Source organism: Okeanomitos corallinicola TIOX110 (assembly GCF_038050375.1).
Classification (GTDB): domain Bacteria; phylum Cyanobacteriota; class Cyanobacteriia; order Cyanobacteriales; family Nostocaceae; genus Okeanomitos; species Okeanomitos corallinicola.
Window position 1 is genome coordinate 3,529,606 of record NZ_CP150886.1, and the last position, 20,898, is coordinate 3,550,503.

Sequence of the window (20,898 nt, forward strand, 5' to 3'; positions counted from 1 at the left end):
CCAATTTACGCAATACTTCCGCGCTTCCTAGCTTCCTTATAAGAAGTCCCAACATTTTTTATACCTGCTTTAATCATTTCCCGTTCTAAAAGTGCAAAGAAATGGTTTCTATCACCACCTCTGACCACAGCTTGGTTATGTGCCTCCGCAATTGCCACAGGGTATCCGTATCCTTTTTGTACTTGAGCTAACATTAATCCTAATGCTTGATCTAGCATTTTAGCATCATTAGCTACCCACATCGGAACTTCTATCCGAGCAATTTCCGTCCCTACATGAACATAGCAAAAATAGATAGTCTGGTCTTCATAAAGCTGTAAAATGCGATTATTACTGCGCCATAGAGATCCTCTTTGTCCAGGTTTGAGTTGGGTAGTCCATAGAGTTGTATCTCGCAAAGTATCAAATTTTTTACAGGGAACATAATCTAGTTGATCCGGGCAATGATTTATACAATTTGGTTGAGAATGGGGACAAGCTAATAACCGTAAAAAGTTTGTGGCTTCGATGTTACGGGCGGCGCTAAGATAACCCATAATGGGGATTTCTGCTTGACGTAATTTTTGCCAAGCTTCTAAAATTGGTGGTAAAATGCGATCGCGCGCATCCATCGGTAATTGATCTAAAAACCAGTATATTAACGAACCATCTACCATCGCTAAAGCTGGGGCTTCCGTTTTTACACTGCAAGCTAGTTCAGCTAATACCGTAATTTCCGAAGCAGTACGCCGGTGACTCATCCATTCTTCCGTTCTTAAACCCCACTGACGAGAGATATATAAGTCTTCTGGGCGATAAAATACCTCCGGCAAACTATCTAGGAGTGGGTGACGATTTTGACCATAATGTAAAACAACTCTACCAATATTTAACAGATAACAATAGGCAATTTCATGATGGTTAGGGGCAATTTGTGAACCATCTGTAGAGATGACAGTATGAACTTTTGGTGGTATGGGAATATCAATACAAGTTTCTAAAGGTTCAATAGGTGTAGCATTCGCAAAAAGCAGACAATCTCGCCATTTTTCCTGAGTTTCTATTAACTCCTGTTGACGTGCAAACGCTTGTTTTAAATAATCTTTTGCTAACTCCAAACGCCTGTTACTTTCAGCAACTTCTGAGGAAAGATGCTCACTCAAACCTTGCATTTGTCCCGCTAATTTTGTTAAATCTAACATAATAGGTAATAGGTAATAGGTAATAGGTAATAGGTAATAGGTAATAGGTAATAGGTAATAGGTAATAGGTAATAGGTAATAGGTAATAGGTAATAGGTAATAGGTAATAGGTAATAGGTAATAGGTAATAGGTAATAGGTAATAGGTAATAGGTAATAGGTAATAGGTAATAGGTAATGGGTGATTGGTGATTGGTGATTGGTAATTACTATAATTTACTTCCCCTATTACCTATCTCCTGATAACTTTTAACTAATATTTACCACCGAGAGAAATCTTGAGAAAACTGATCAAGTGATATTACTTGAATGCGATCATCATTTTCTCCTGCTTCTCTTTCTGATGGAGTATTATAACCCCAATCTGCCAAAAAAAGTTGGACATGATCTAAATCTGATTGTTGTTTAACTAATTCCAATGTTTTTAGTCTATCTTCCATAAACCACAAACTTACAGGTTGATTTTTTTCCTGTGCAATTAAACCTCGTAAAGTTTCATATTTTGGGCGTTTTACTTCCTTGCCAAAAATTGCTGTATCTGCTAACTTCAAACCTTCTCTTTGTAATAAATTCTTAACAAAACGTCCTTCTTTAGTAGTCACAATAAACAACTTAACTTCACTATTAATCACCTTTTTCAGTTTTTCTATCACCCCTGGATAAAACCTATGTAAACTTAACCAACCATCTAAGTCTGTAGATATCCACTCATCCCGTAAACCGTCCAGTTTTTTAGCAACTACTTTGGGTTCTATCTTATCTACTGCTAAAATTTGTGGAGCAATATTAGACCATTCTTGGAGAATTTTATCATCAGTAAAACCAGCAATCAAAGCTTTAATTAAAACCGGCATTTCCCAACCAGTTTCAATTACAGGACGTAAACGATAAAATCTATTAGCTAAATTTTCTGGTGGTGTTTGCTGAGTAGATGACCAAACTTGACAATAGGTACGCCATGCTACCTCAAAATATTCAATTAGTCCATCACAAACTACGCCATCAAAGTCTAAGGCTAAAATTGTGGGATTTTTTGCTGTCATGGTTTTGAGGATAAAAACTGCTTTTATTAGCCTATCTTATCCCTCTTCTATCACTTTCTGAAAACACTTGCCATTTCTGAATTATAGAGTTCTTACATAGTAGGCGATTGCCAAGTTTTTTATGAATATAAATTCCGCAAGATGACCAACACCTCAATCAATTGATATTGCTTCTCTTCCAAACTCTTTATTAATATGACAATCCAGAGAGTGACAGAAACAAGTTATATCCTTTATAAGCAATACTATTTTTAATCTATACTCGCAATTTAAATTTATTGCTCTTATAAGCGGAAATCATGCAGAACACAATGAAAGTATTGGTAATTCGTGAGTTACTGCTACGTAAGAATTAAAGCTTAGGTCAAATTGTTCGTAAATCCTACTTGTAGCAAATTCACTGTCTTTACGATGTAGCGCATTTTCACACAAAAATGGTATAAGTAAAATTATCTATTCTTTATCATAGGTATGAAAACACTCATAAAATTCGCTAAATTGCCCTATATGAGATATTTTGATGGTATTTTAAATGGCTTAAAAAATAAACTTCAGGTCACTGTTTCATTACGCTTCTTACTAATCGTGCCATTTATTATTCAAGTTTCGTTGGCTGTTAGTTTGATTGGATACATATCCTTCATAAATGGACAAACAACTGTTAATGATTTAGTCACTCAGTTAATGAACAAAACTAGCGGCTTAGTAAATCAACATTTGAATAGCTACCTAGCAGTTCCCACTCAACTCAATCAGATGAATGTTGATGCTGTCCAAGCAGGAATTTTGAATTTACAGAATCTGGAAGTTTCAGGAAAATATCTGTGGAGACAAATGCAAATTTATGCAAATCTGGGGTACAGCGGATATATGCTACCTAATGGTCAGGGTGCTGGCACTGGTAATTATACTGATAGAAAACTAAAGACTTTAGAGATATTTTCAGTTGCAGTTGAGGGGGTATCTAAAATTGACTCCTATGCTATGGATAATGAGGGTAACAAAAGCGATTTACTTTATAGTTATAATTACAAAGGTTTAGAACAATCTTGGTACACAAATACAGTAAAAGCTGGTCATCCAATTTGGAGTGGTGTGCATCCTTGGAGTGGTGCTTTTAACTCTGGGTCTATAGCTGCATCTGCGAATTATCCTGTGTATAACAATAACAATGAATTAATGGCTGTCTTTGGAGTTGATTTACTGCTTTCTAATATCAGTAATTTTCTAAACGATATTCATGTTAGTAAAAATGGGGTTATTTTTATAATTGAGCGTAATGGGCTATTAGTTGCCAATTCCGGTGATACCTACCCTTACAAATTCTTGAATGGTCAAACCGACCGGTTAGCTGCCACTGACAGCAGTGATACCCTAATTCAAGCTACTGCTAATTATTTACAGCAACAGCTGGGTAACTTAGAGGAGATTCAATCCCCACAGCAGATACTATTTGACTTTCAGGGTAATGCTGAATTTGTCAAAATTACTCCCTGGCGAGACAAATTAGGTTTAGATTGGCTGGTAGTTTTCAGTGTTCCTGAATCAGATTTCATGGCACAAATTCAGGCCAACAACCGCAATACAATCTTCCTATGTTTAGGGACTGTAGTCGTAGTATTTTTGATTGGTATTTACACATCTGCTAGGATTACCAAACCCATTTTAGATTTAAGCGCAGCCAGTGAGTTAATTGCTGATGGTAATTTAAACAAATCCGTAGATGTCCAAGGTATTTATGAATTAAAAACACTTGGCGATTCTTTTAATCACATGGCTCAACAATTACAAGAATCTTTTACAGCTTTCGCAACCGTTAACCAAAACTTAGAAAAAACTAATACTAAATTAGAAGCGCGAACTCTCGAACTTCAAGACACAATTGAAGAACTCCACCAAACTCAAGCTCAAATTGTGCAAAGTGAAAAAATGTCTGCCCTGGGTGAAATGGTTGCAGGTATAGCTCATGAAATTAACAATCCAGTAAATTTTATTCATGGTAATGTTGCTCATGTAGAAGAATACACTCATGATTTGTTGAGTTTGACACAACTTTATCAAGATTATTTCCCCAAACCGCCTGAAGAAATTACAGAAAAACTGAATACAATTGACTTTGAATTTTTACAACAAGATTTAACCAAAGTTATAAGTTCAATGAAACTAGGCACAACACGCATTCAGCAAATTGTGTTGTCATTAAGAAACTTTTCCCGCTTAGATGAAGCCGAGGTAAAAGCAGTTGATATTCATGAAGGAATTAATAGTACATTAGTAATCTTAAATCATCGCATCAAGAGCCAGCCTGATGGTGCTAGGATTGAAGTAATAAAAAATTACGGAGATTTACCCTTGATAGATTGTTATGCAGGTCAACTCAATCAGGTATTTATGAATTTACTCAACAATGCTATTGATGCTTTAGAAGAACGGGATAAACTGCGATCGCCAGATGAAATTAAAGCTAACCCCAGCACTATTACAATATCCACACTACATAAAAACGGCTGGATTAGTATTCACATTGCCGACAATGGATTTGGTATTGAACAGAAAGATAAATCTCGTGTCTTTAACCCATTCTTTACTACTAAAGAAGTAGGTAGGGGAACTGGATTAGGGTTATCTATTAGCTATCAAATTGTTACTCAAAAACACGGTGGCAAGCTTTATTTTCAGTCTATCCCTGGAGAAGGAACGGATTTTGTAATTCAGGTGCCTGTAAATCGTTCTCAGTTAAATCTTAGAACTAAAATCAACTGAAAAGTTTGATGATTGTTTATGTTCATTTGTTGATGTTAATATAGTCTACATTGTCTGTCGCTATTTAGGTAAAAAAATATATATTCACTGTTTATATTCACTGGTTTTAATTTAAAATAAGTAAAGTTTTAATAAAGTTATGTTCAAAACAATTCTTTTTTTGTCATCATACTCTTCGGTAGTTGTGCAAAATAAATCTTATAGTTAGGAGGGGGAACAGAGAACAGTTAACAGGTAAGGAACACAGACATTTTTGTTTTCAATTAATACGTTCAATCAATTTCACTTGGGGTGCTTAACAATGCTAACAGAAGAAATCAGAATCCAACCTAATCAAATTCACAATCATAATTGTGTCCAGAAAGTCACCGACTATGTCAAACATTTATATGGTGACATTCCCATTTCTCCTTGTCCATTTACAGATAGCGAAATAGAAGAATTAGATCGCCAAAATGAACTTCTTGTATATTTGCCAGCCAAGATGTCAATGAAGCAACTTTGCCAACAATTTGCTATCAGGGCAAATGTTGATTTTGATCATGAAACCATGATTAAAAATACAATGGTTTCTGAAGATCAGTGGTTTATTACATCGGCATCTAAAACTCCAGAATTGATGTATAAAACTGGATTAGCTGCAAAAAGAACCTACGAAGATGAAGGTTTAAATGGCATGGACTTTAGGCGTTACCTCGCCTTTGCTGCTACTTTTAAATATAAGTTTGGTGTATTCCCAGACCAAACTTATTGGACATTTCTCCTATCGGGAAGTTATGATCGTAGTGGCATATCTATTATCGGATTTGATTCCCGAAATGTTTTAAATCATCACGGTTGGATGAAGAATTTCAAAGCCAAGTTTTTAGGTTCAAGATATGTAGTTATCGCTCCCAGAGTAGAAGTAGTTCGGGAAACGATATACCTCACAAGAGCATATCGAGGTAGTAGATGTACTGCTGGTAAAGAAGCAGATATAGAATAGATTGGAATAGATTGGAATAGATTGGAATAGATTGGAATAGTTATTAACTAATGCAGACAGAAATTTTGCAGCTAGGGGAAAAGTATGACTTACTTAACCCCTTATTTTTTGCCAATCCTGATCCCATTTTGGATCAAATGCGAATTGAAGATCCCATTTATTGGCATTCACAATTAGAGTCATGGATTGTAACCCGATATGTTGATGTTTACAATATCATTCGTGATCCACAATTTTCTGTAGATAGAGGCGGTAAGATTGCCAAAAGTAAGTCTTTATCGGTGCAAAATCAGTTAGATTTTTGCAATCAATACTTTACCCAGTGGATGGTTTTTTCTGATCCCCCCAGACATACACGACTGCGTAATTTAGTAGGTAAGGCATTCACTTCCCAATTAATTAGAAGCTTACATCCTTTAATTCAAAACTTCGCTGATGAATTAATTGACGGGATAAAAAGTGCTGGCAAAATGGAACTTATTCAAGACTTTGCTACTCCTTTACCCGCCCTGGTTACTGCTAAGTTTTTGGGTATACCAGTTGAGGATATCCCTCTACTAAAATGTTGGAGTCGGGATATGTTTATGCTATTTGGGGCTGGTTGGGCTAGTGAAAAAGTTGTAAATACCACTTATCACAGCTTAGTTGAAAGTATCCAATATTTTGATGATTTAATTGCTCATTATCGTCGCTTTCCCGGTGATAATTTAATTACTCAGTTAATAGCTGCGGAAGATTGTGATAGTGTACTGAGCAATGAAGAAATGACGGCAATCTGTATAACTTTGATGGCAGGTGCTTATGAAACTACAACCTATTTAATTAGCAATGGACTGTTGGCTTTGCTGCAACATCCTCAGCAACTACAAATGTTACAAGAAAATCCACAGTTAATTGATTCGACGGTGGAGGAGATTTTGCGCTATTGTGGCCCAGCATTTAGCGTAGTTCGCCGAGCGATCGCACCTGTGGAAATAGATGGTAAGTTAATTGATGAAGGTCAAAAAATCTACTGCGTTTTACACGCTGCTAATCATGACCCAGACAAGTTTCCTCTCCCCAATAAATTTGATATCACTCGCCTAGAAAATCGTCATCTTGGTTTAGGTCAAGGTATTCATGTTTGTTTGGGTGCAGCTTTAACACGGTTAGAAACAAAAATCGCCATCAGCACCATCCTCCAATGCTGTCAAAATATCCACCTGGAACAGCAACAGTTAACTTGGATACCAAATTTGGCTATGCGTGGTTTACAAACATTGCCTATTTTATTTTCCAAGGTTTAAGTTTTCATTTCTGCTAATACCTGATTGATAGTATCCGTAGGTACTTCATCTGTTACCTTCACTTCCCCAATTTGAGTAGGTAAAACAAACCGTACTTTCCCAGATTTAACCTTTTTATCTAATTGCAAAGCATCAATAAGTTCGGCAATATCTAAATCTGCTGGTAATTGTGTGGGTAAACCAGCTTTTTTAATAATTGTATTTTGACGTTCTGTATCTGTTTGTTGCCAAAGTCCTAACTTCACGGCAATTTCACCCGCTGCTACCATCCCAATACCCACAGCTTCACCATGTTTAAATAACCGATAATTGGTTAAACTTTCCACCGCATGACCGATGGTATGGCCGTAGTTAAGAATTGCCCGTAATCCAGATTCTTTTTCATCTTTACTCACCACATCTGCCTTCGCTTGACAAGAATGAGTTAATATGTAATTTATCAGGTCGGATTTTACATAGCGGAGTTGGTCAAGGTGTTTACTCCTTTCCAATTGAGTAAATAATTCAGCGTCCCAAATTACGCCATACTTGATCACTTCCGCCATTCCCGCTCTAAATTCCCTTGCTGGTAAGGTTTTTAAGACTTCTGGATCTATTAATACTAAGCTAGGTTGGTGAAATGCACCAATCAGATTTTTACCTTGGGGATGGTTAACCCCGGTTTTTCCACCCACAGATGAATCTACCATTGCTAATAAGCTGGTAGGAACTTGGACAACATTAATCCCTCTGAGCCATGTAGCGGCTGCAAACCCAGTCATATCACCAACTACACCTCCCCCTAAAGCGACCATGGTTGAAGACCGTTCTAGGCGGTTTTCTAAGGCAACATCATAGATTTTTTGGATGGAGTTAAGGGTTTTATAGCGTTCTCCTGGGGGTAAATTGTAGTGAACCACTTCAAAACCAGCATTTTGCAAAGATGCGATCGCCCTTTCCCCATAATGTTTAAATATCATTGGGTTAGAAACTAGCAACACCTTCTTACCCAGTTTCAACCCCGCCATTTTTGCACCCAGTTGATCCAAACTTCCAGGTGCAACAGTTATTTCATAAGACTTTTCTGGTATATCTACTTTAATGACAGAACTCATATAAAAACCCTGATATAATTTACGCTTGGGTATTTTACCGCAGTTTGGTAATTAATAATTTCTCTGTCACCTGTCACCTGTCACCTGTCACCTGTTTCCATGATTCAATATAAATAAGTCACTAAATCAGGAGAAAAGCAAATGGCTGTAGTTGAATACATTGTATTTTTAGGCGCGTTCATGGGTATAGCTGTAGGTTTAATGTTTGGTCTACGTTCCGCCAAGATCATCTAATCAAGTAGGTTGGGTGGACGTAAGGAAACCCAACATTGTCAATTCTTTTGTTGGGTTGCGCTGTCGCTTAACCCAACCTGCTTTTGTTATATCATCGCTGGAGTTGGTGTTTTTTCCTGCTTTTGAAACGGTGGACGCATTTCCAAACCCAACAAATTCAACATTTCCTGATCTGCATCATAATCAGGACAGGGAGTAGTCACCGTCAACATTTTGTTATCATCGCTGGAAAAGATCGAATTTGCACCAGCCATAAAACACAAAGCTTGTTCAACTTGGGAAAGTTTCGCTCTACCTGCACTCAAGCGCACATCAGAAGTAGGCATGACAATTCTAGCAGTAGCAATCATCCGCACCACATCCCAAATCGGAACTTCTGGCTGGTTTTCCAAAGGTGTACCCTCAACTTGTGAGAGAATATTAATGGGTACAGATTCAGGGTGAGGTTGTAAATTAGACAGGGTGTAGAGCATTCCTACCCGATCTGCCACAGTTTCACCTAAGCCGAGAATGCCACCAGAGCAGACAGTAACATTAGTTTGGCGGACATTTTCAATAGTATTGAGGCGATCGCCATAAGTCCTTGTACTAATAACAGTGCTGTAATACTCTTGGGAAGTATCCAGGTTATGATTATAAGCATACAATCCCGCATCTTCTAAGCGTTGAGCCTGATTTGCAGTCAACATCCCCAAAGTACAGCAAACCTCTAAACCCATCGAAGTCACATCCTTCACCATATCCAGGACTTCCTCAAACTGAGAATTATCCCGCACTTCCCGCCAAGCAGCACCCATACACACCCGACTCACACCTGTTTCCTTTGCTTTCCTGGCAATATTTAAAACCGTATCCTTTTCTAACAATGCTTCCGGCTTTACTTCCGTTTTATAGCGAGAAGACTGAGCGCAATAACTACAATCTTCAGGACAACCACCGGTTTTAATAGATATCAGCTTACAAACTTGTATTTGTTGGGAGTTATGAAACTGACGATGCACACTAGCAGCTTGATAAACAAGCTCTAGAAATGGTGTATTATAGATTTCCAAAATCTCATCTTGTTGCCAATCGTAGCGTATTCCCACCGTTACTATCCTTTTCTAAATTGTTACTAAAATACACAAAATTACACAAAATTAATAATCATAGGATATGAAATCAGACCTGCCACTAATTACAACTGATCGTCTGTTATTAAGGGTGGCCATTTCCGAAGATATACCCCAAATTATCCGCTATTTTACTGTAAATAAAGACCATCTTACTCCATTTTCACCAACTTGGGCAGAAGGCTTTTTTACACCAGAATATTGGCGATATCAAATCGAACAATATCATCTAGAAATAATTCATGGTTGCGGTCTGAGATTCTTTATTTATCACAAAAACCAACCCAAAGAAATAATAGGTGTTGTTAACTTTAGTAATTTTTTACGAGGAGCAGCTAATTATTGTCATGTTGGATATAGTTTAGCAGAGACAGCCCAAGGTTATGGTTACATGACAGAAGCCTTAAAAAGTGGTACTGAATATGTATTTCAAGACTTAAATTTTCACCGGATCATGGCTAATTATATGCCCCATAATCGCCGTAGTGGTAATGTTTTAAAGAGACTAGGTTTTGTCATAGAAGGATATGCAAGAGACTATTTATTAATTAACGGTAAATGGGAAGATCATATACTTACCAGTATAACCAATCATCACTGGAAACCGTGAACAGCAGTCAGGAGTCAGGATAAATATCAATATTACCAATCACCAATAATGTAAGATAAAGAGAACAACAATTAAAAACTCCTAAAAATGACACTTGCTCAAACCCAAAATCATACAAATTCTAGTAATCCTCTTCTCAATCTTAATTATGAAAATGCCTTAGAATCTCTAGGTAATGATTACTATGATGAAGTTGCAGCAGAGGAATTTCCTCAACATATTTTACGCTGGCGTAATGATTCACTGTTACCAAGTTTAGGACTAGATCCACAAGTAGTTAAAGACGAAGATTTTATTCATGCTTTTGGGAAATTCCAAGGTAGAAAACCTTTTTTAGCACTACGTTATCACGGTTATCAATTTGGTGAATATAACTCCCAATTAGGTGATGGTAGAGGTTTTCTTTATGGACAAATACGCGGAACAGATAACGAATTATACGATTTTGGCACAAAAGGTTCAGGCAGAACTCCCTACTCCCGTGGTGGTGACGGAATGCTCACCCTGAAAGGAGGAGTTCGGGAAGTTTTAGCAGCGGAAGCATTACACCGTTTAGGAGTAAAAACTTCTCGCTGTTTAAGTATGATTGAAACAGGCCTAGGTTTATGGCGGGGAGATGAACCTTCTCCCACTCGTTCCTCAGTGATGATTAGAATGAGTAAATCTCATATTCGGTTTGGAACTTTTGAAAGATTAAATTATTTAAAACGTCCTGATCTAACTCAAAAATTATTAGATCATGTCATTAATGAATATTATCAAAACCTGAAATATGATGATGATAAATATGCTTTATTTTATGCAGAATTAGTAAAACGAGTTGCGGAGTTGGTAGCACAATGGATGGCAGCTGGTTTTTGTCATGCGGTATTGAATACTGATAATATGTCAATTACTGGAGAAAGTTTTGATTATGGACCATATGCTTTTATTCCTCACTATGATCTATACTTTACCGCTGCCTATTTTGACTATTATCGTCGCTATTGTTACGGTCAGCAACCAAGTATTTGCCATTTAAATTTAGAACTCCTACAAGAACCATTAAAGGCAATTATTAATATCCATGATTTACAAAGTGGTTTAAGTAAATTTGCAGAATACTATCGGCAAGAATACCGTAGTTTAATGTTGAAAAAGTTGGGTTTTGAGGATTCATTATTTCCCCAAGCTGATGATTTATTGGAATTGACAATTACTTTTTTGAAAGATAGTCAAATTAATTATCATCAATTCTTTGCGGATATGGCACGGACATTTTCCATTAAATGGCGTGATGAACCAGCCTTAGTTATGAATGGTTCTGATATTATTCCCACAGTGGGAGCATCAGCAGTCTTTGATAATTGGTGTATTCTTTATCATCAAATTCTCAATAATTTTGACCTAGAGGAAATAGAAGTAATTGCTAAAACTTTGCACAAGCATAATCCCCAGGCTAACTTATTAAGACCTGTAATTGAGGATATCTGGCAACCAATAGTAGACGCAGATAATTGGCAACCTTTTTATGATTTAGTGGGACAATTTCAGTAATACACTAGCTATCAGCATTGAGGTTGAAAAGTTTTGCTGATAGCTTTTACTTAGATATGATTAAGTTTTCCCTGATACTTTTGCTTTACGAATAGCCTGTTCTACTAGCTCTATTAAACTCTGTGGACTCATTTTTTTACTGGGAACAATAGTAGCAATTCCTATACTTAAATTAAAATCTTTATTTCCTGTTAACTGGGGATGATCAAGCTTTACTTGTTCTATTTTTTCCCTAATTAATTTTCCTATATAAACAGCACCTTTGGAGTCTGTGCTAGGTAGTATTACAGCAAATTTATTATTCTCATAGCAAGCTACTAAATCACTTGATCTCTTGACAACTGACTTGATTGCTTGAGCTAGTTGTTGGAGGATTTGATCTTTTTTAGCATTATTTATATTTTGGGAAAAATCAAAATTGCACAATAATAATGAAAGAGGTAACTGTTTTGTATCCAGTTTTTTCCACTGAGAATTGAAGTATTCATCAAATTTTTTCCGGTTAGCTAACCTGGTGATGGTATCAAATAGAATAACTGGTTGCAAACTCTGATTAACAGAAACCAAAGCATTTGTTAAATGTTTATGTTCATCCATTTGTTTTCCTAAAGTTTGATGATAATTGATTAATTGTTGATTCTGATCATAAATGATTAACTTACGTCTAACTTGTGTTAATACTTCTTCATCTTCAAATGGCTTAGTGATACAGTCTACTCTGTCCATTTCAAAGTTTCTGATTTTTTCTGTAATTTGTTTTTCGCTACCCATGAAAAGTATGGGAGTGTTAATAGTCTCTTTTTCACATTTGAAATGTTGATAAACTGGATAACCATTAATATCTGGGATGTTTATATCCAAAATAATTAAATCTGGAATTTGCTTTTTTGCAATATCTAGAGCTTTTTTGCCACTGATAGCTTTTTTAACTTTAAATCCTGGCAATTCTAAGATTTTAGAAAGTAGATGTAAATGCCCTAAATTATGATCAACTAGTAATATTAAAGTATTATTTTTATCTAGTTGAGACTTATCTTTAGATATTGACAGGAGCATAACTAATTGTACCTAGTTGAAGATATGTTGATAATTGCATCAAAATGCAATGTAAAATGCAAGTAAGTTGAGGCAAAAAAAATTGAGTATAATCATATTTATGTGTTTAGATATAAGATGCAATATCTAAAGTGCTTGTTTATATGAAAACTTAACCTGAGAAAATTCCACATCTAAACTCAGAAATCTTACTGTCATCTGATTGGCTACAAAAGTAGATATACCCTGTGTCATTTTGTATAATGCTAAAGGAATCCACATAGTTAAAAATTAAATGCCATTAGATACTTACACTGAATTTTTGGAGAAAATCAGGATTATTAAGTCTTAAATTTCTTAAATTTAACATTTTAAAATCCCATGTAGAAGCTGAGTGCAGCATCTTTTGGTAGCATATAGCTTTTGCAGTATGGTTTTTAATACTCAGTGATACATCCGTTTATTGTGTTAAGAAATGCACATTTCATAAGTATAGATATGATCATTACAACTAGCAACTTAGTATTGTACTAAAACAGTGATCAGTATCAACTTTGACAATAACATCAACTTTAGAGGATGTGAGCAAGGGTTTGATGAATAGTTCTGGATGCAGCGATCGCCAAAAATAATTGACAAATTCCTCTATTTCTGCATCATTCATCCCTGACTTACCAGCAGCAATCATTTTCTGTTCTGCTTGTTTACGCCATATTAAAGAGCAACGATAATCACTGGGATCAAGTGCTATCAAGTTATCTAAGCGTTGCCATAATGGTAAATAAGCTCGTAATTGCTCGTTCATATCTTGGGCAAAAGCCCGGTCTTGATCTGTGATAATAGGCACTGGTGCAGTAGTAAAAGCCTGGGGATCAATGGGAACTACACCGACAAACCAACCTTCAAACAGGACGATATCAATGTTGGTAACAATTTCTGGGGTAGTGCGATCGCCAGCACCCGCATAAGCTGATTTATCAAAGCGAGGAACTGTCACAGGACTATTGCCTTGACGGATTTGATCAAGTACACTTAAACCTAAGTTGATATCATGAGTTCCTGGGGGACCGCGCCATATCAAGCGGGGATCTTGTTGCTGTAAAGCCAAGCGATCGCCATAGGTCTTGTATAAATCATCTAAAGATAAACTCAAGGTACTGTATCCCAACTGCTGGAGAATTAAACTCAGCACTTGGCACATAGTGGTTTTACCTGTTCCTTGTCCACCTAAAATACCCTGAACAAAAGCCCTACTTAAATTTTGACGACTCGCTGCAATTTTCATGGCCAAAGGTAGCCATAAATCCCACAGCACTTGTAACATAGCTGGAGTAGGCATTTGCAGGTTAGTTTCGCAAAATTGGTTAAAAGTGGGAAAAACTAATTTTAGTAAGTGCGATCGCTCAAAAATGACTTGAGCCACATTATCTTTAGTAATATCGAAAACCTTAGCTCGTTGATGATCTGCTAATGCTGCTGTTTGTGCGGAAACTTGCCAAGCTGTATCTGTTTCACCCGTGAGCAAAAACTCATTCAGTAAATCACTGAGCATAAATCTTACCCCTGACCAGAAATAACCTAAACACTCAAGAACCTAATTTAAAGGCTTCCAAAAATAGACTATAAATGAAACCTACTTTCAGAAAATTCAAAGTTTCTACCCATAAAGCTTGTCTAGCCATAAAGCTGCGACTATAGAATATTCTGCTAGTAACCTCCGTCATAACCACTAAAACAGCAGCTATCACAATGTCTAAAGTAGCCTCCTGTCCCGCAGTCGTAGACACAGCAGAACCCAGAAAAAAACCAAATAACCAACTAATTACAAGTAATGATAATCGTCGCCAAGGATTAATAAACCATTGTCCTACAGTTGCAGCAATGGCATCAAACAATTTGTTCAGACGGGTATTTTGCATAAACGTGATCAATAACAGGAAAGATAAATCAAGTCAAAAGTCGAAAGTTAACAAACTCTGGCCTATCTGCTAATAACTACAGCGGTTTCCGCTCTTATGAGATACATCTTAGCCCCCTCATCGCACCCCCCTCAATCCCCCCGCAACGGGGGGAAGAAAAGGATAAACTTTTGATATTGGAGGGGGTTGGGGGTGGGGTTCTTGTACCTCACAACATCGGGAAGTGCTGTAATAAAAATTTTATCCCTAAAAACTAACATTATGAAAACTTCTATGTATCGCAACTTAGCCGTAATCACTTGTACCGTGGGACTACTCGGACTCGTAGTCGGATGTTTAGGAGTAAGTGTATCTTTTGAGCCAGACCAACCAAACATAATATCAACATTAGTAGATGAAACACCCATACCAGATATAACACCAACAGAAACACATATCTCTCCCAGTCAAGCCGATATTACCAGCACCAGTAACAAACAAGTCAAAAAACCAACTCCTGGCAGTTTGCGAATTAGTAATCAAACAAATCAACCCATCCGCCTGGCTATATTAACGCAACAATCAAAAACCAAAAACTCATCATCTCGTAAAAGTCAGTATAACCCTCCAGCCCATTGGGATTTTTATCCCCAAGAAGGTAGTCAAAAAGGGTTAATTTTGTACTTACCAAAGGGTAACTTAAAACTAGAAACAGGAGATATTTTAGTAGCCTTTGCCCAAGATGGTTCTCGTAGCTATTGGGGACCATATATCGTGGGGGAAACTTCCTCACCAAAATGGAATTCCCAAACCCAAGAATGGCAACTTACACTAACTCCATAATAGAGATGAAATAAACTCAATCAATAAAAATGTCCAACAACAATTCACCCAAGCATATTACCTCTGGTCAAGAAATTTATCAGAGAATATCTGACAACATTCAAAAAGTCATTAAAGGTCAATCTAACGCAATTAGAAAACTACTAGCTGCCTTTGCCAGTGGTGGACATATTTTACTAGAAGATTATCCCGGTACAGGGAAAACAACCTTAGCTAAAGCTTTAGCATTTTCCGTTGATGTTAACTTTAAACGTATTCAATTTACCCCCGATTTATTACCATCAGATATCTTGGGAGTTTCGATTTTAAACCCCAACGCGCAAACATTTAAATTCCACGAAGGTCCGATTTTTGCCCACATTGTTTTAGCTGATGAAATCAATCGCGCTTCCCCTCGTACCCAGTCAGCATTATTAGAAGCAATGGCAGAATTTCAAGTTACAGTTGATGGTAACTTACGCAAATTAAAAGATCCATTTTTTGTCATTGCCACACAAAACCCCGTAGAATCTCGCGGAACTTATCCCCTCCCCGAAGCACAAATGGATCGGTTTGCCATTCAATTTAGTTTAGGATATATTTCCCCAGAAGAAGAAGTTAATTTACTTTCAGATCAAATACAAAAACATCCCATAGAAACCATTCAATCCTGTGTAAATTTAGAAGATATCATCACCTTAAAACAACAAGTTAAACAAATTAGAATTAGTGCTGAATTAAAACGTTATTTGGTTGATATTGTTAACGCCACGCGCACAGCAGAAGGTGTACAATTAGGAGCAAGTCCGAGAGCATCCATAACCTTAATGAAAATTGCCCAAGCACTAGCTTTATTTGATGGTTATGAATTCGTCACACCAGAACATATTCAAGAATTAGCAGTCTCAGTAATTGCCCATCGTTTGGTTATGCAACCCCAAGCGCGGTTCTCAGGTAAAACCGCAACCAGTGTAGTTGAAGAAATAGTTCAATCTCTCCCTGTTCCTATTTGAAAATTTGGGATTTTGGATGGATTACACTAAATAAAGACACTAAAAGGAGTTTATCACCGATAAAAGCAGATAAATACACAGTTGATCAGCTTTATTCTCTAATTTAGGAGTTTAAAAACATGAATACATCTACACCTTTCAATCCTGCTTATGAAGAAATTATTAAATTCATTGCTAGTGGAGTTACACCGCAAAGCTTGGTTGAATTTCAAGTATCAGAAACAGTAAAGGAAAGAGTTGCTGAATTAATATTTCGTGAAAAAAATGAGACTCTTTCTACTGAAGAGAAATCAGAACTTGATCATTATATGGTACTCGAACATTTATTAAGACTAGCAAAAGCTCATGCTTATGAATTTATTACAGAGGAGTGATAAAATCTGACTATGGATCGTCCTTATCTCAATAAAGAACTGCGTCGCTTAGTAGCAAGTCGGGCTGATTTTTTGTGCGAATATTGTCTGATAGAAGAAAAATATACTGCGTTAGGTTGTACCATAGATCATATTATTAGTATTAAACATGGTGGTTCTTCGGATGCTGATAATTTAGCTTATTGCTGTGTGTTTTGTAATCGGTTTAAAGGTAGTGATATTGGTTCAATTGTTTGGAAAAATAAAGAATTTATCCGGTTTTATCATCCACGCTGGGATAATTGGAGTGAGCATTTCCAATTAGATGATTCTCATATTCAACCTTTAACGACGATTGGAGAAGTAACAGCAAGAATATTAGGTTTTAATGATCAACCTCGTTTATTAGAACGTCGAATTTTAATTTCTAAAAAAAGATATCCTTCATCATCTGCGATTAACAAAATGAATCTATAATTCTATATCTTAAAATTATATGTTTACCTAAAATGCAAAAACTTATCTACCAAATATATCATTTTAATTCCTCTCTCCAACACAGACTCAGAAAACGAGTAACCATGAGTGGGTTTACAGTCATTTTGTGTTTAATTTTTGCCGCTGCTTTGGGTATAGATACTACTCAAAATATGACCTATCAAATATTTACATTTTTAGTATCTATTCTCATCATCTCTACTATTTTTAGTTTCTTCTTTCGTTCTCGCTTTAGTGCAACTCGTACCTTACCAAAATTTGCCACAGTAGGAGTCAAATTAAAATACAAAATTATTATTCATAATAAAAGCGATCAAACACAACTAAATCTAAAACTATTTGAAAATTTTGCTGACCCTCGTCCTACATTCAAAGAATTTATTGAAACGCCAGAACCAGAAGAATATAAACGCACATCTTTAGATATTAAACTCGGTTCTTATCGTTGGTTATGGTTAGTTTCTCGCAAACAGTGCGGAACAGCTAAAACCTTAGAATTACCAGCACTAAAACCCCAGAGTAAAACTGAAATTATTGGCGAAATTACACCAAGTCATCGCGGTTTAATGCGATTGGTTAGTTTAACTATAGCTAGACCTGATCCCCTGGGCATTTTTAATGCTTGTCAAACTATTTCTGCACCCCAATCTTTATTAATTCTCCCTCAATTATATCAACTTCCACCAATTCAATTACCAGGTTTTAGTAAATATCAATCTGGTGGAGTAGCTTTAGCTTCTTCTGTCGGTGATGCAGAAGAATTTCGCTCTTTAAGAGAATATCGTCCTGGTGACTCTATCCGCAAAATTCACTGGAAAAGTTGGGCTAAAATTGGTAAACCTATTGTTAAAGAAGAACAGGATGAGTTTTTTGTCCGTCATGCTTTAATTTTAGATACATTTCAACCAGAAAAATATAGTCAAATTCTCGAAACAGCTATATCATTGTCAGCTTCTTTAGCTTCTGATGTCCAAACCCAAGAATCTTTATTAGATTTAATGTTTGTGGGTAATGAAGCCTATTGTTTTACCTTTGGGAGAGGACTTAGTCACACAGACAAAATGTTAGAAATTCTCGCTTCTGTAGGTGCTTGTCGAGATCAAGATTTCGATTCTATCATTCCTGTGGTGTTAGAAAAGATTTCTATGTTAAGCGGTTGTATTTGTATATTTTTATCTTGGGATGAAGCCAGGAAAAAGTTAATAGAATATCTAGAACAAATGAATATACATACATTAGTTTTTATTCTTAGTGAGAATAAAACAGATGATTTTGACAACTTACAAAAAACTGAATTTATTAAGTATAACCTAGCCAAATTTCATGTTTTAAATATTCATAATATCCAACAGGAATTAATGCGATTATGAAAACACCACCTTTATTAATTGCTGCTGCTTTAATGTTTTGGGGTTGGCAAACAGGACTATGGACTTTTGCGATTCCCATCGCTATAATTTTAGAATCTCCTCGGTTTGTGCAGTCACGCTGGGATTTTTCTCCAGATGATATCAAACGCATCGCTAATTTATGTTTAGTTATTCTGGTTTCTTTAACTGTTTATTTATTAGTTTCTAGTCGTTCTTTTTATATAGTCTATACTCTTTTGCAATGGTTACCAATTATCTCCTTACCATTGATAGCTGCTCAAGTTTATGCTGTCAATGAAAGCATTAGTCTGACTACGCTTTTTTTCACATTTAATGATCAAGAAACAGGACAACAAAGCCATCAGTTTCAAATTAATTTAACTTACCCCTATATTGCTGTTTGTATTTTAGCTGCTAGTAATGCAAATACAGAAAATATATCTTTTTATATTGGCTTGTTTTTACTGACAGCTTTTGTACTTTGGAATTTTCGTTCTCGCCGATTTTCCCCTGCAATTTGGCTATGTTTATTCCTGACTGCGGGAAGTATGGGTTTTGTCGGACAAATGGGACTCCATCAACTACATCTGCAAGTAGAAAATCAGTTAGTAGAGTGGTTTAGTGATATAATTGGGCAGGAAATAAATGCTATTAATAAACAAACAAGTATCGGAGAAATTGGAGTTTTAAAACAGTCTAATGAGATTGTTTTTCGGGTAAATTCAGAAACTAAAGGTAATTTGCCAATTCTTTTAAAAGAAGCAACTTATAATAAATATCAATCGGGTTTTTGGGTGGCTGTTAATTCTCAATTTAAACTTGTAAAACAGGAAGATAATAATACAACCTGGCGGTTAGGAAATCATCTAGAAAATAGTTCTCAACTTTCTCAACTTACTATTTATGGAACATTAAATAATGGCAGAGGTATTCTCAGATTAGCTAATGGGACATTTGCAATTAATGATTTACCTGTTAATGAAATGCAGAAAAATCAATATGGAACAGTCAGAGTATCGGGGAAAGTTAATGATATCGGTTATAAAATTAATTTTAATCAACAATCTTCTTTAGATAGTCCACCAACAATTGATGATTTACAAATTCCACCATCAGAAATACCTGCAATCACTTCTATCGTTCGTCAATTAGATACTAAAGGAAAAACAATACCAGAAATATTACAAACTTTAGATGCTTTTTTGTTAAATAATTATCGTTATTCACTCCAACTTACAGATAAAAAATCAAATATTACACCTTTATCAACTTTTTTATTAGATACCCGTTCTGGACATTGTGAATATTTTGCCAGTGCTACTACTTTAATTTTACGCGCTTTAGGTATTCCTGCTCGTTATACTGTGGGTTATTCTGTTCATGAATTTAGCAAGTTAGAACAGCAATATATTGTCCGTAGTCGTCATGCTCATGCTTGGACAATGGTATATTTTAATGATAAATGGCAAGCTTTTGATACTACACCCCCAGACTGGACAAGTATTGAAAATTCCCAGGTTTCTCAATTATCAATCATATCTGATTTATGGTCTTTTTTGAGCTTTCAAATTTCTGGGTTTTTTAAATATCTAAGAAGTAGTGGTTTAATTAATTATCTGTGGTGGTTGTTGTTGCCGATTTTTTTAATCATGTTAAAGAAATCTGTTCCTAATAAAGCTGTTAAACGTATATTTCAAAAACAGAAAATATCATCAATTAGTCAGAAATCAGAAATAATTAATCATGATTCAGAATTTTATTTAATTGAACAAGCATTAAATGATTTAGGTTTTATGCGTTATCATTCTGAGTCTTTAAAAAATTGGTTAGCAAGATTAAAAAAAGAGTTACCAGCATCTTATATGATTGATGATTTATCCTCGTTAATGGAAATTCATTACCGCTATCGTTTTGATCCTCAAGGTATTCCAGATACTGAACGAGAAAAATTAAAATCTGCCGTACAGTTATGGTTAGAGAAATTAAAAACCAGCAATTAATAGACTTCTAAACTCTGTATTTCTTCTCTTGCTTCCGATAATACGAGAACAAAATCTTACTAAAGA

At 35.8% G+C, this 20,898-nt stretch carries 19 protein-coding genes; 12 read left to right on the top strand and 7 right to left on the bottom strand.

Translation table 11 applies throughout. From position 1 onward, the window contains the following. Window positions 1-5: 5 nt before the first annotated feature. Together WJM97_RS15415 and WJM97_RS15420 are read right to left on the bottom strand one after the other, a co-directional pair. Complete coding sequence (locus WJM97_RS15415) at window positions 6-1,181, bottom strand: DNA double-strand break repair nuclease NurA (protein WP_353929675.1); 1,176 nt, start codon at window positions 1,179-1,181, stop codon at window positions 6-8. 259 nt (window positions 1,182-1,440) lie between these two features. Continuing rightward, entirely contained in the window at window positions 1,441-2,223 is a 783-nt protein-coding gene (locus tag WJM97_RS15420) for an HAD hydrolase-like protein (RefSeq protein ID WP_353929676.1), read from the bottom strand. A 507-nt stretch (window positions 2,224-2,730) separates the two neighbouring features. Here WJM97_RS15420 and WJM97_RS15425 point away from each other — a divergent pair. The 3 genes from WJM97_RS15425 to WJM97_RS15435 all read left to right on the top strand — a co-directional run bounded on the left by WJM97_RS15425 (window position 2,731) and on the right by WJM97_RS15435 (window position 7,257). Continuing rightward, the gene (locus WJM97_RS15425) at window positions 2,731-4,986 is read left to right on the top strand and encodes an ATP-binding protein (RefSeq protein ID WP_353933182.1); all 2,256 of its coding nucleotides are present in this window, start codon (window positions 2,731-2,733) and stop codon (window positions 4,984-4,986) included. Window positions 4,987-5,287: 301 nt separating this feature from the next. Then, entirely contained in the window at window positions 5,288-5,971 is a 684-nt protein-coding gene (locus WJM97_RS15430) for a hypothetical protein (protein WP_353929677.1), read from the top strand. Between the two features lie 50 nt (window positions 5,972-6,021). Then, window positions 6,022-7,257 carry a cytochrome P450 gene (locus tag WJM97_RS15435; protein ID WP_353929678.1) on the top strand — a complete coding sequence of 412 codons (1,236 nt, stop codon included), beginning with the start codon at window positions 6,022-6,024 and terminating at the stop codon, window positions 7,255-7,257. Here the strand turns inward: WJM97_RS15435 and aroB are convergent. After that, window positions 7,254-8,351: a 3-dehydroquinate synthase gene (aroB, locus tag WJM97_RS15440; protein ID WP_353929679.1), complete on the bottom strand. Its 1,098-nt coding sequence runs from the start codon at window positions 8,349-8,351 to the stop codon at window positions 7,254-7,256. The two genes, WJM97_RS15435 and aroB, sit on opposite strands and share 4 nt — an antisense overlap. A 141-nt stretch (window positions 8,352-8,492) precedes the next feature. On the opposite strand from aroB, the gene petL reads away from it, so the two are divergent. Next, window positions 8,493-8,585: a cytochrome b6-f complex subunit PetL gene (gene petL / locus WJM97_RS15445; protein WP_353929680.1), complete on the top strand. Its 93-nt coding sequence runs from the start codon at window positions 8,493-8,495 to the stop codon at window positions 8,583-8,585. An 86-nt stretch (window positions 8,586-8,671) separates the two neighbouring features. Here petL and bioB read toward each other — a convergent pair whose 3' ends face one another. Continuing rightward, on the bottom strand, window positions 8,672-9,673 hold the full coding sequence (gene bioB / locus WJM97_RS15450; RefSeq protein WP_353929681.1) for a biotin synthase BioB: 1,002 nt from the start codon (window positions 9,671-9,673) through the stop codon (window positions 8,672-8,674). Between the two features lie 67 nt (window positions 9,674-9,740). Here bioB and WJM97_RS15455 point away from each other — a divergent pair, with 67 nt between their 5' ends. Beyond that, window positions 9,741-10,307: a GNAT family N-acetyltransferase gene (locus tag WJM97_RS15455; protein WP_353929682.1), complete on the top strand. Its 567-nt coding sequence runs from the start codon at window positions 9,741-9,743 to the stop codon at window positions 10,305-10,307. An 87-nt stretch (window positions 10,308-10,394) separates the two neighbouring features. Next, complete coding sequence (locus tag WJM97_RS15460) at window positions 10,395-11,843, top strand: YdiU family protein (protein WP_353929683.1); 1,449 nt, start codon at window positions 10,395-10,397, stop codon at window positions 11,841-11,843. A 60-nt stretch (window positions 11,844-11,903) separates the two neighbouring features. On the opposite strand, the gene WJM97_RS15465 is transcribed toward WJM97_RS15460, so the two are convergent. From WJM97_RS15465 to WJM97_RS15475, 3 genes are all read right to left on the bottom strand, one after another. Beyond that, window positions 11,904-12,899 (bottom strand): diguanylate cyclase, encoded by a 996-nt coding sequence (locus WJM97_RS15465; protein WP_353929684.1) that lies wholly within the window; start codon window positions 12,897-12,899, stop codon window positions 11,904-11,906. A gap of 490 nt (window positions 12,900-13,389) precedes the next feature. Next, window positions 13,390-14,430 carry a glycerate kinase gene (locus WJM97_RS15470; protein WP_353929685.1) on the bottom strand — a complete coding sequence of 347 codons (1,041 nt, stop codon included), beginning with the start codon at window positions 14,428-14,430 and terminating at the stop codon, window positions 13,390-13,392. Between the two features lie 34 nt (window positions 14,431-14,464). After that, on the bottom strand, window positions 14,465-14,797 hold the full coding sequence (locus tag WJM97_RS15475; protein ID WP_353929686.1) for a DUF565 domain-containing protein: 333 nt from the start codon (window positions 14,795-14,797) through the stop codon (window positions 14,465-14,467). A gap of 261 nt (window positions 14,798-15,058) precedes the next feature. Between WJM97_RS15475 and WJM97_RS15480 the strand changes: the two genes are divergently transcribed. The 6 genes from WJM97_RS15480 to WJM97_RS15505 all read left to right on the top strand — a co-directional run bounded on the left by WJM97_RS15480 (window position 15,059) and on the right by WJM97_RS15505 (window position 20,832). After that, window positions 15,059-15,619, top strand: coding sequence for a hypothetical protein (locus WJM97_RS15480; protein WP_353929687.1), 561 nt, complete (start codon window positions 15,059-15,061; stop codon window positions 15,617-15,619). A 29-nt stretch (window positions 15,620-15,648) separates the two neighbouring features. Next, window positions 15,649-16,611 carry a MoxR family ATPase gene (locus WJM97_RS15485; RefSeq protein WP_353929688.1) on the top strand — a complete coding sequence of 321 codons (963 nt, stop codon included), beginning with the start codon at window positions 15,649-15,651 and terminating at the stop codon, window positions 16,609-16,611. Between the two features lie 119 nt (window positions 16,612-16,730). Beyond that, the gene (locus tag WJM97_RS15490; RefSeq protein WP_353929689.1) at window positions 16,731-16,985 is read left to right on the top strand and encodes a hypothetical protein; all 255 of its coding nucleotides are present in this window, start codon (window positions 16,731-16,733) and stop codon (window positions 16,983-16,985) included. Window positions 16,986-16,997: 12 nt separating this feature from the next. Then, window positions 16,998-17,441 carry an HNH endonuclease signature motif containing protein gene (locus WJM97_RS15495; protein WP_353929690.1) on the top strand — a complete coding sequence of 148 codons (444 nt, stop codon included), beginning with the start codon at window positions 16,998-17,000 and terminating at the stop codon, window positions 17,439-17,441. Window positions 17,442-17,545: 104 nt separating this feature from the next. Then, window positions 17,546-18,832 (top strand): DUF58 domain-containing protein, encoded by a 1,287-nt coding sequence (locus tag WJM97_RS15500; RefSeq protein WP_353929691.1) that lies wholly within the window; start codon window positions 17,546-17,548, stop codon window positions 18,830-18,832. Beyond that, a complete protein-coding gene (locus WJM97_RS15505; protein ID WP_353929692.1) occupies window positions 18,829-20,832 on the top strand; it encodes a transglutaminase-like domain-containing protein in 2,004 nt (667 codons plus the stop codon). The genes WJM97_RS15500 and WJM97_RS15505 overlap by 4 nt, the downstream gene beginning before the upstream one ends. The last annotated feature ends 66 nt before the right edge of the window (window positions 20,833-20,898 follow it).

Coding starts and splice junctions, on each gene's coding strand:
- WJM97_RS15495 (WP_353929690.1), top strand. CDS start 16,998: ATGGATCGTCCTTATCTCAATAAAGAACTGCGTCGCTTAGTAGCAAGT.
- WJM97_RS15415 (WP_353929675.1), bottom strand. CDS start 1,181: ATGTTAGATTTAACAAAATTAGCGGGACAAATGCAAGGTTTGAGTGAG.
- WJM97_RS15500 (WP_353929691.1), top strand. CDS start 17,546: ATGAGTGGGTTTACAGTCATTTTGTGTTTAATTTTTGCCGCTGCTTTG.
- WJM97_RS15435 (WP_353929678.1), top strand. CDS start 6,022: ATGCAGACAGAAATTTTGCAGCTAGGGGAAAAGTATGACTTACTTAAC.
- WJM97_RS15480 (WP_353929687.1), top strand. CDS start 15,059: ATGAAAACTTCTATGTATCGCAACTTAGCCGTAATCACTTGTACCGTG.
- WJM97_RS15460 (WP_353929683.1), top strand. CDS start 10,395: ATGACACTTGCTCAAACCCAAAATCATACAAATTCTAGTAATCCTCTT.
- WJM97_RS15485 (WP_353929688.1), top strand. CDS start 15,649: ATGTCCAACAACAATTCACCCAAGCATATTACCTCTGGTCAAGAAATT.
- WJM97_RS15505 (WP_353929692.1), top strand. CDS start 18,829: ATGAAAACACCACCTTTATTAATTGCTGCTGCTTTAATGTTTTGGGGT.
- petL (WP_353929680.1), top strand. CDS start 8,493: ATGGCTGTAGTTGAATACATTGTATTTTTAGGCGCGTTCATGGGTATA.
- WJM97_RS15490 (WP_353929689.1), top strand. CDS start 16,731: ATGAATACATCTACACCTTTCAATCCTGCTTATGAAGAAATTATTAAA.
- aroB (WP_353929679.1), bottom strand. CDS start 8,351: ATGAGTTCTGTCATTAAAGTAGATATACCAGAAAAGTCTTATGAAATA.
- WJM97_RS15420 (WP_353929676.1), bottom strand. CDS start 2,223: ATGACAGCAAAAAATCCCACAATTTTAGCCTTAGACTTTGATGGCGTA.
- WJM97_RS15425 (WP_353933182.1), top strand. CDS start 2,731: ATGAGATATTTTGATGGTATTTTAAATGGCTTAAAAAATAAACTTCAG.
- WJM97_RS15455 (WP_353929682.1), top strand. CDS start 9,741: ATGAAATCAGACCTGCCACTAATTACAACTGATCGTCTGTTATTAAGG.
- WJM97_RS15475 (WP_353929686.1), bottom strand. CDS start 14,797: ATGCAAAATACCCGTCTGAACAAATTGTTTGATGCCATTGCTGCAACT.
- WJM97_RS15430 (WP_353929677.1), top strand. CDS start 5,288: ATGCTAACAGAAGAAATCAGAATCCAACCTAATCAAATTCACAATCAT.
- WJM97_RS15465 (WP_353929684.1), bottom strand. CDS start 12,899: ATGCTCCTGTCAATATCTAAAGATAAGTCTCAACTAGATAAAAATAAT.
- WJM97_RS15470 (WP_353929685.1), bottom strand. CDS start 14,430: ATGCTCAGTGATTTACTGAATGAGTTTTTGCTCACGGGTGAAACAGAT.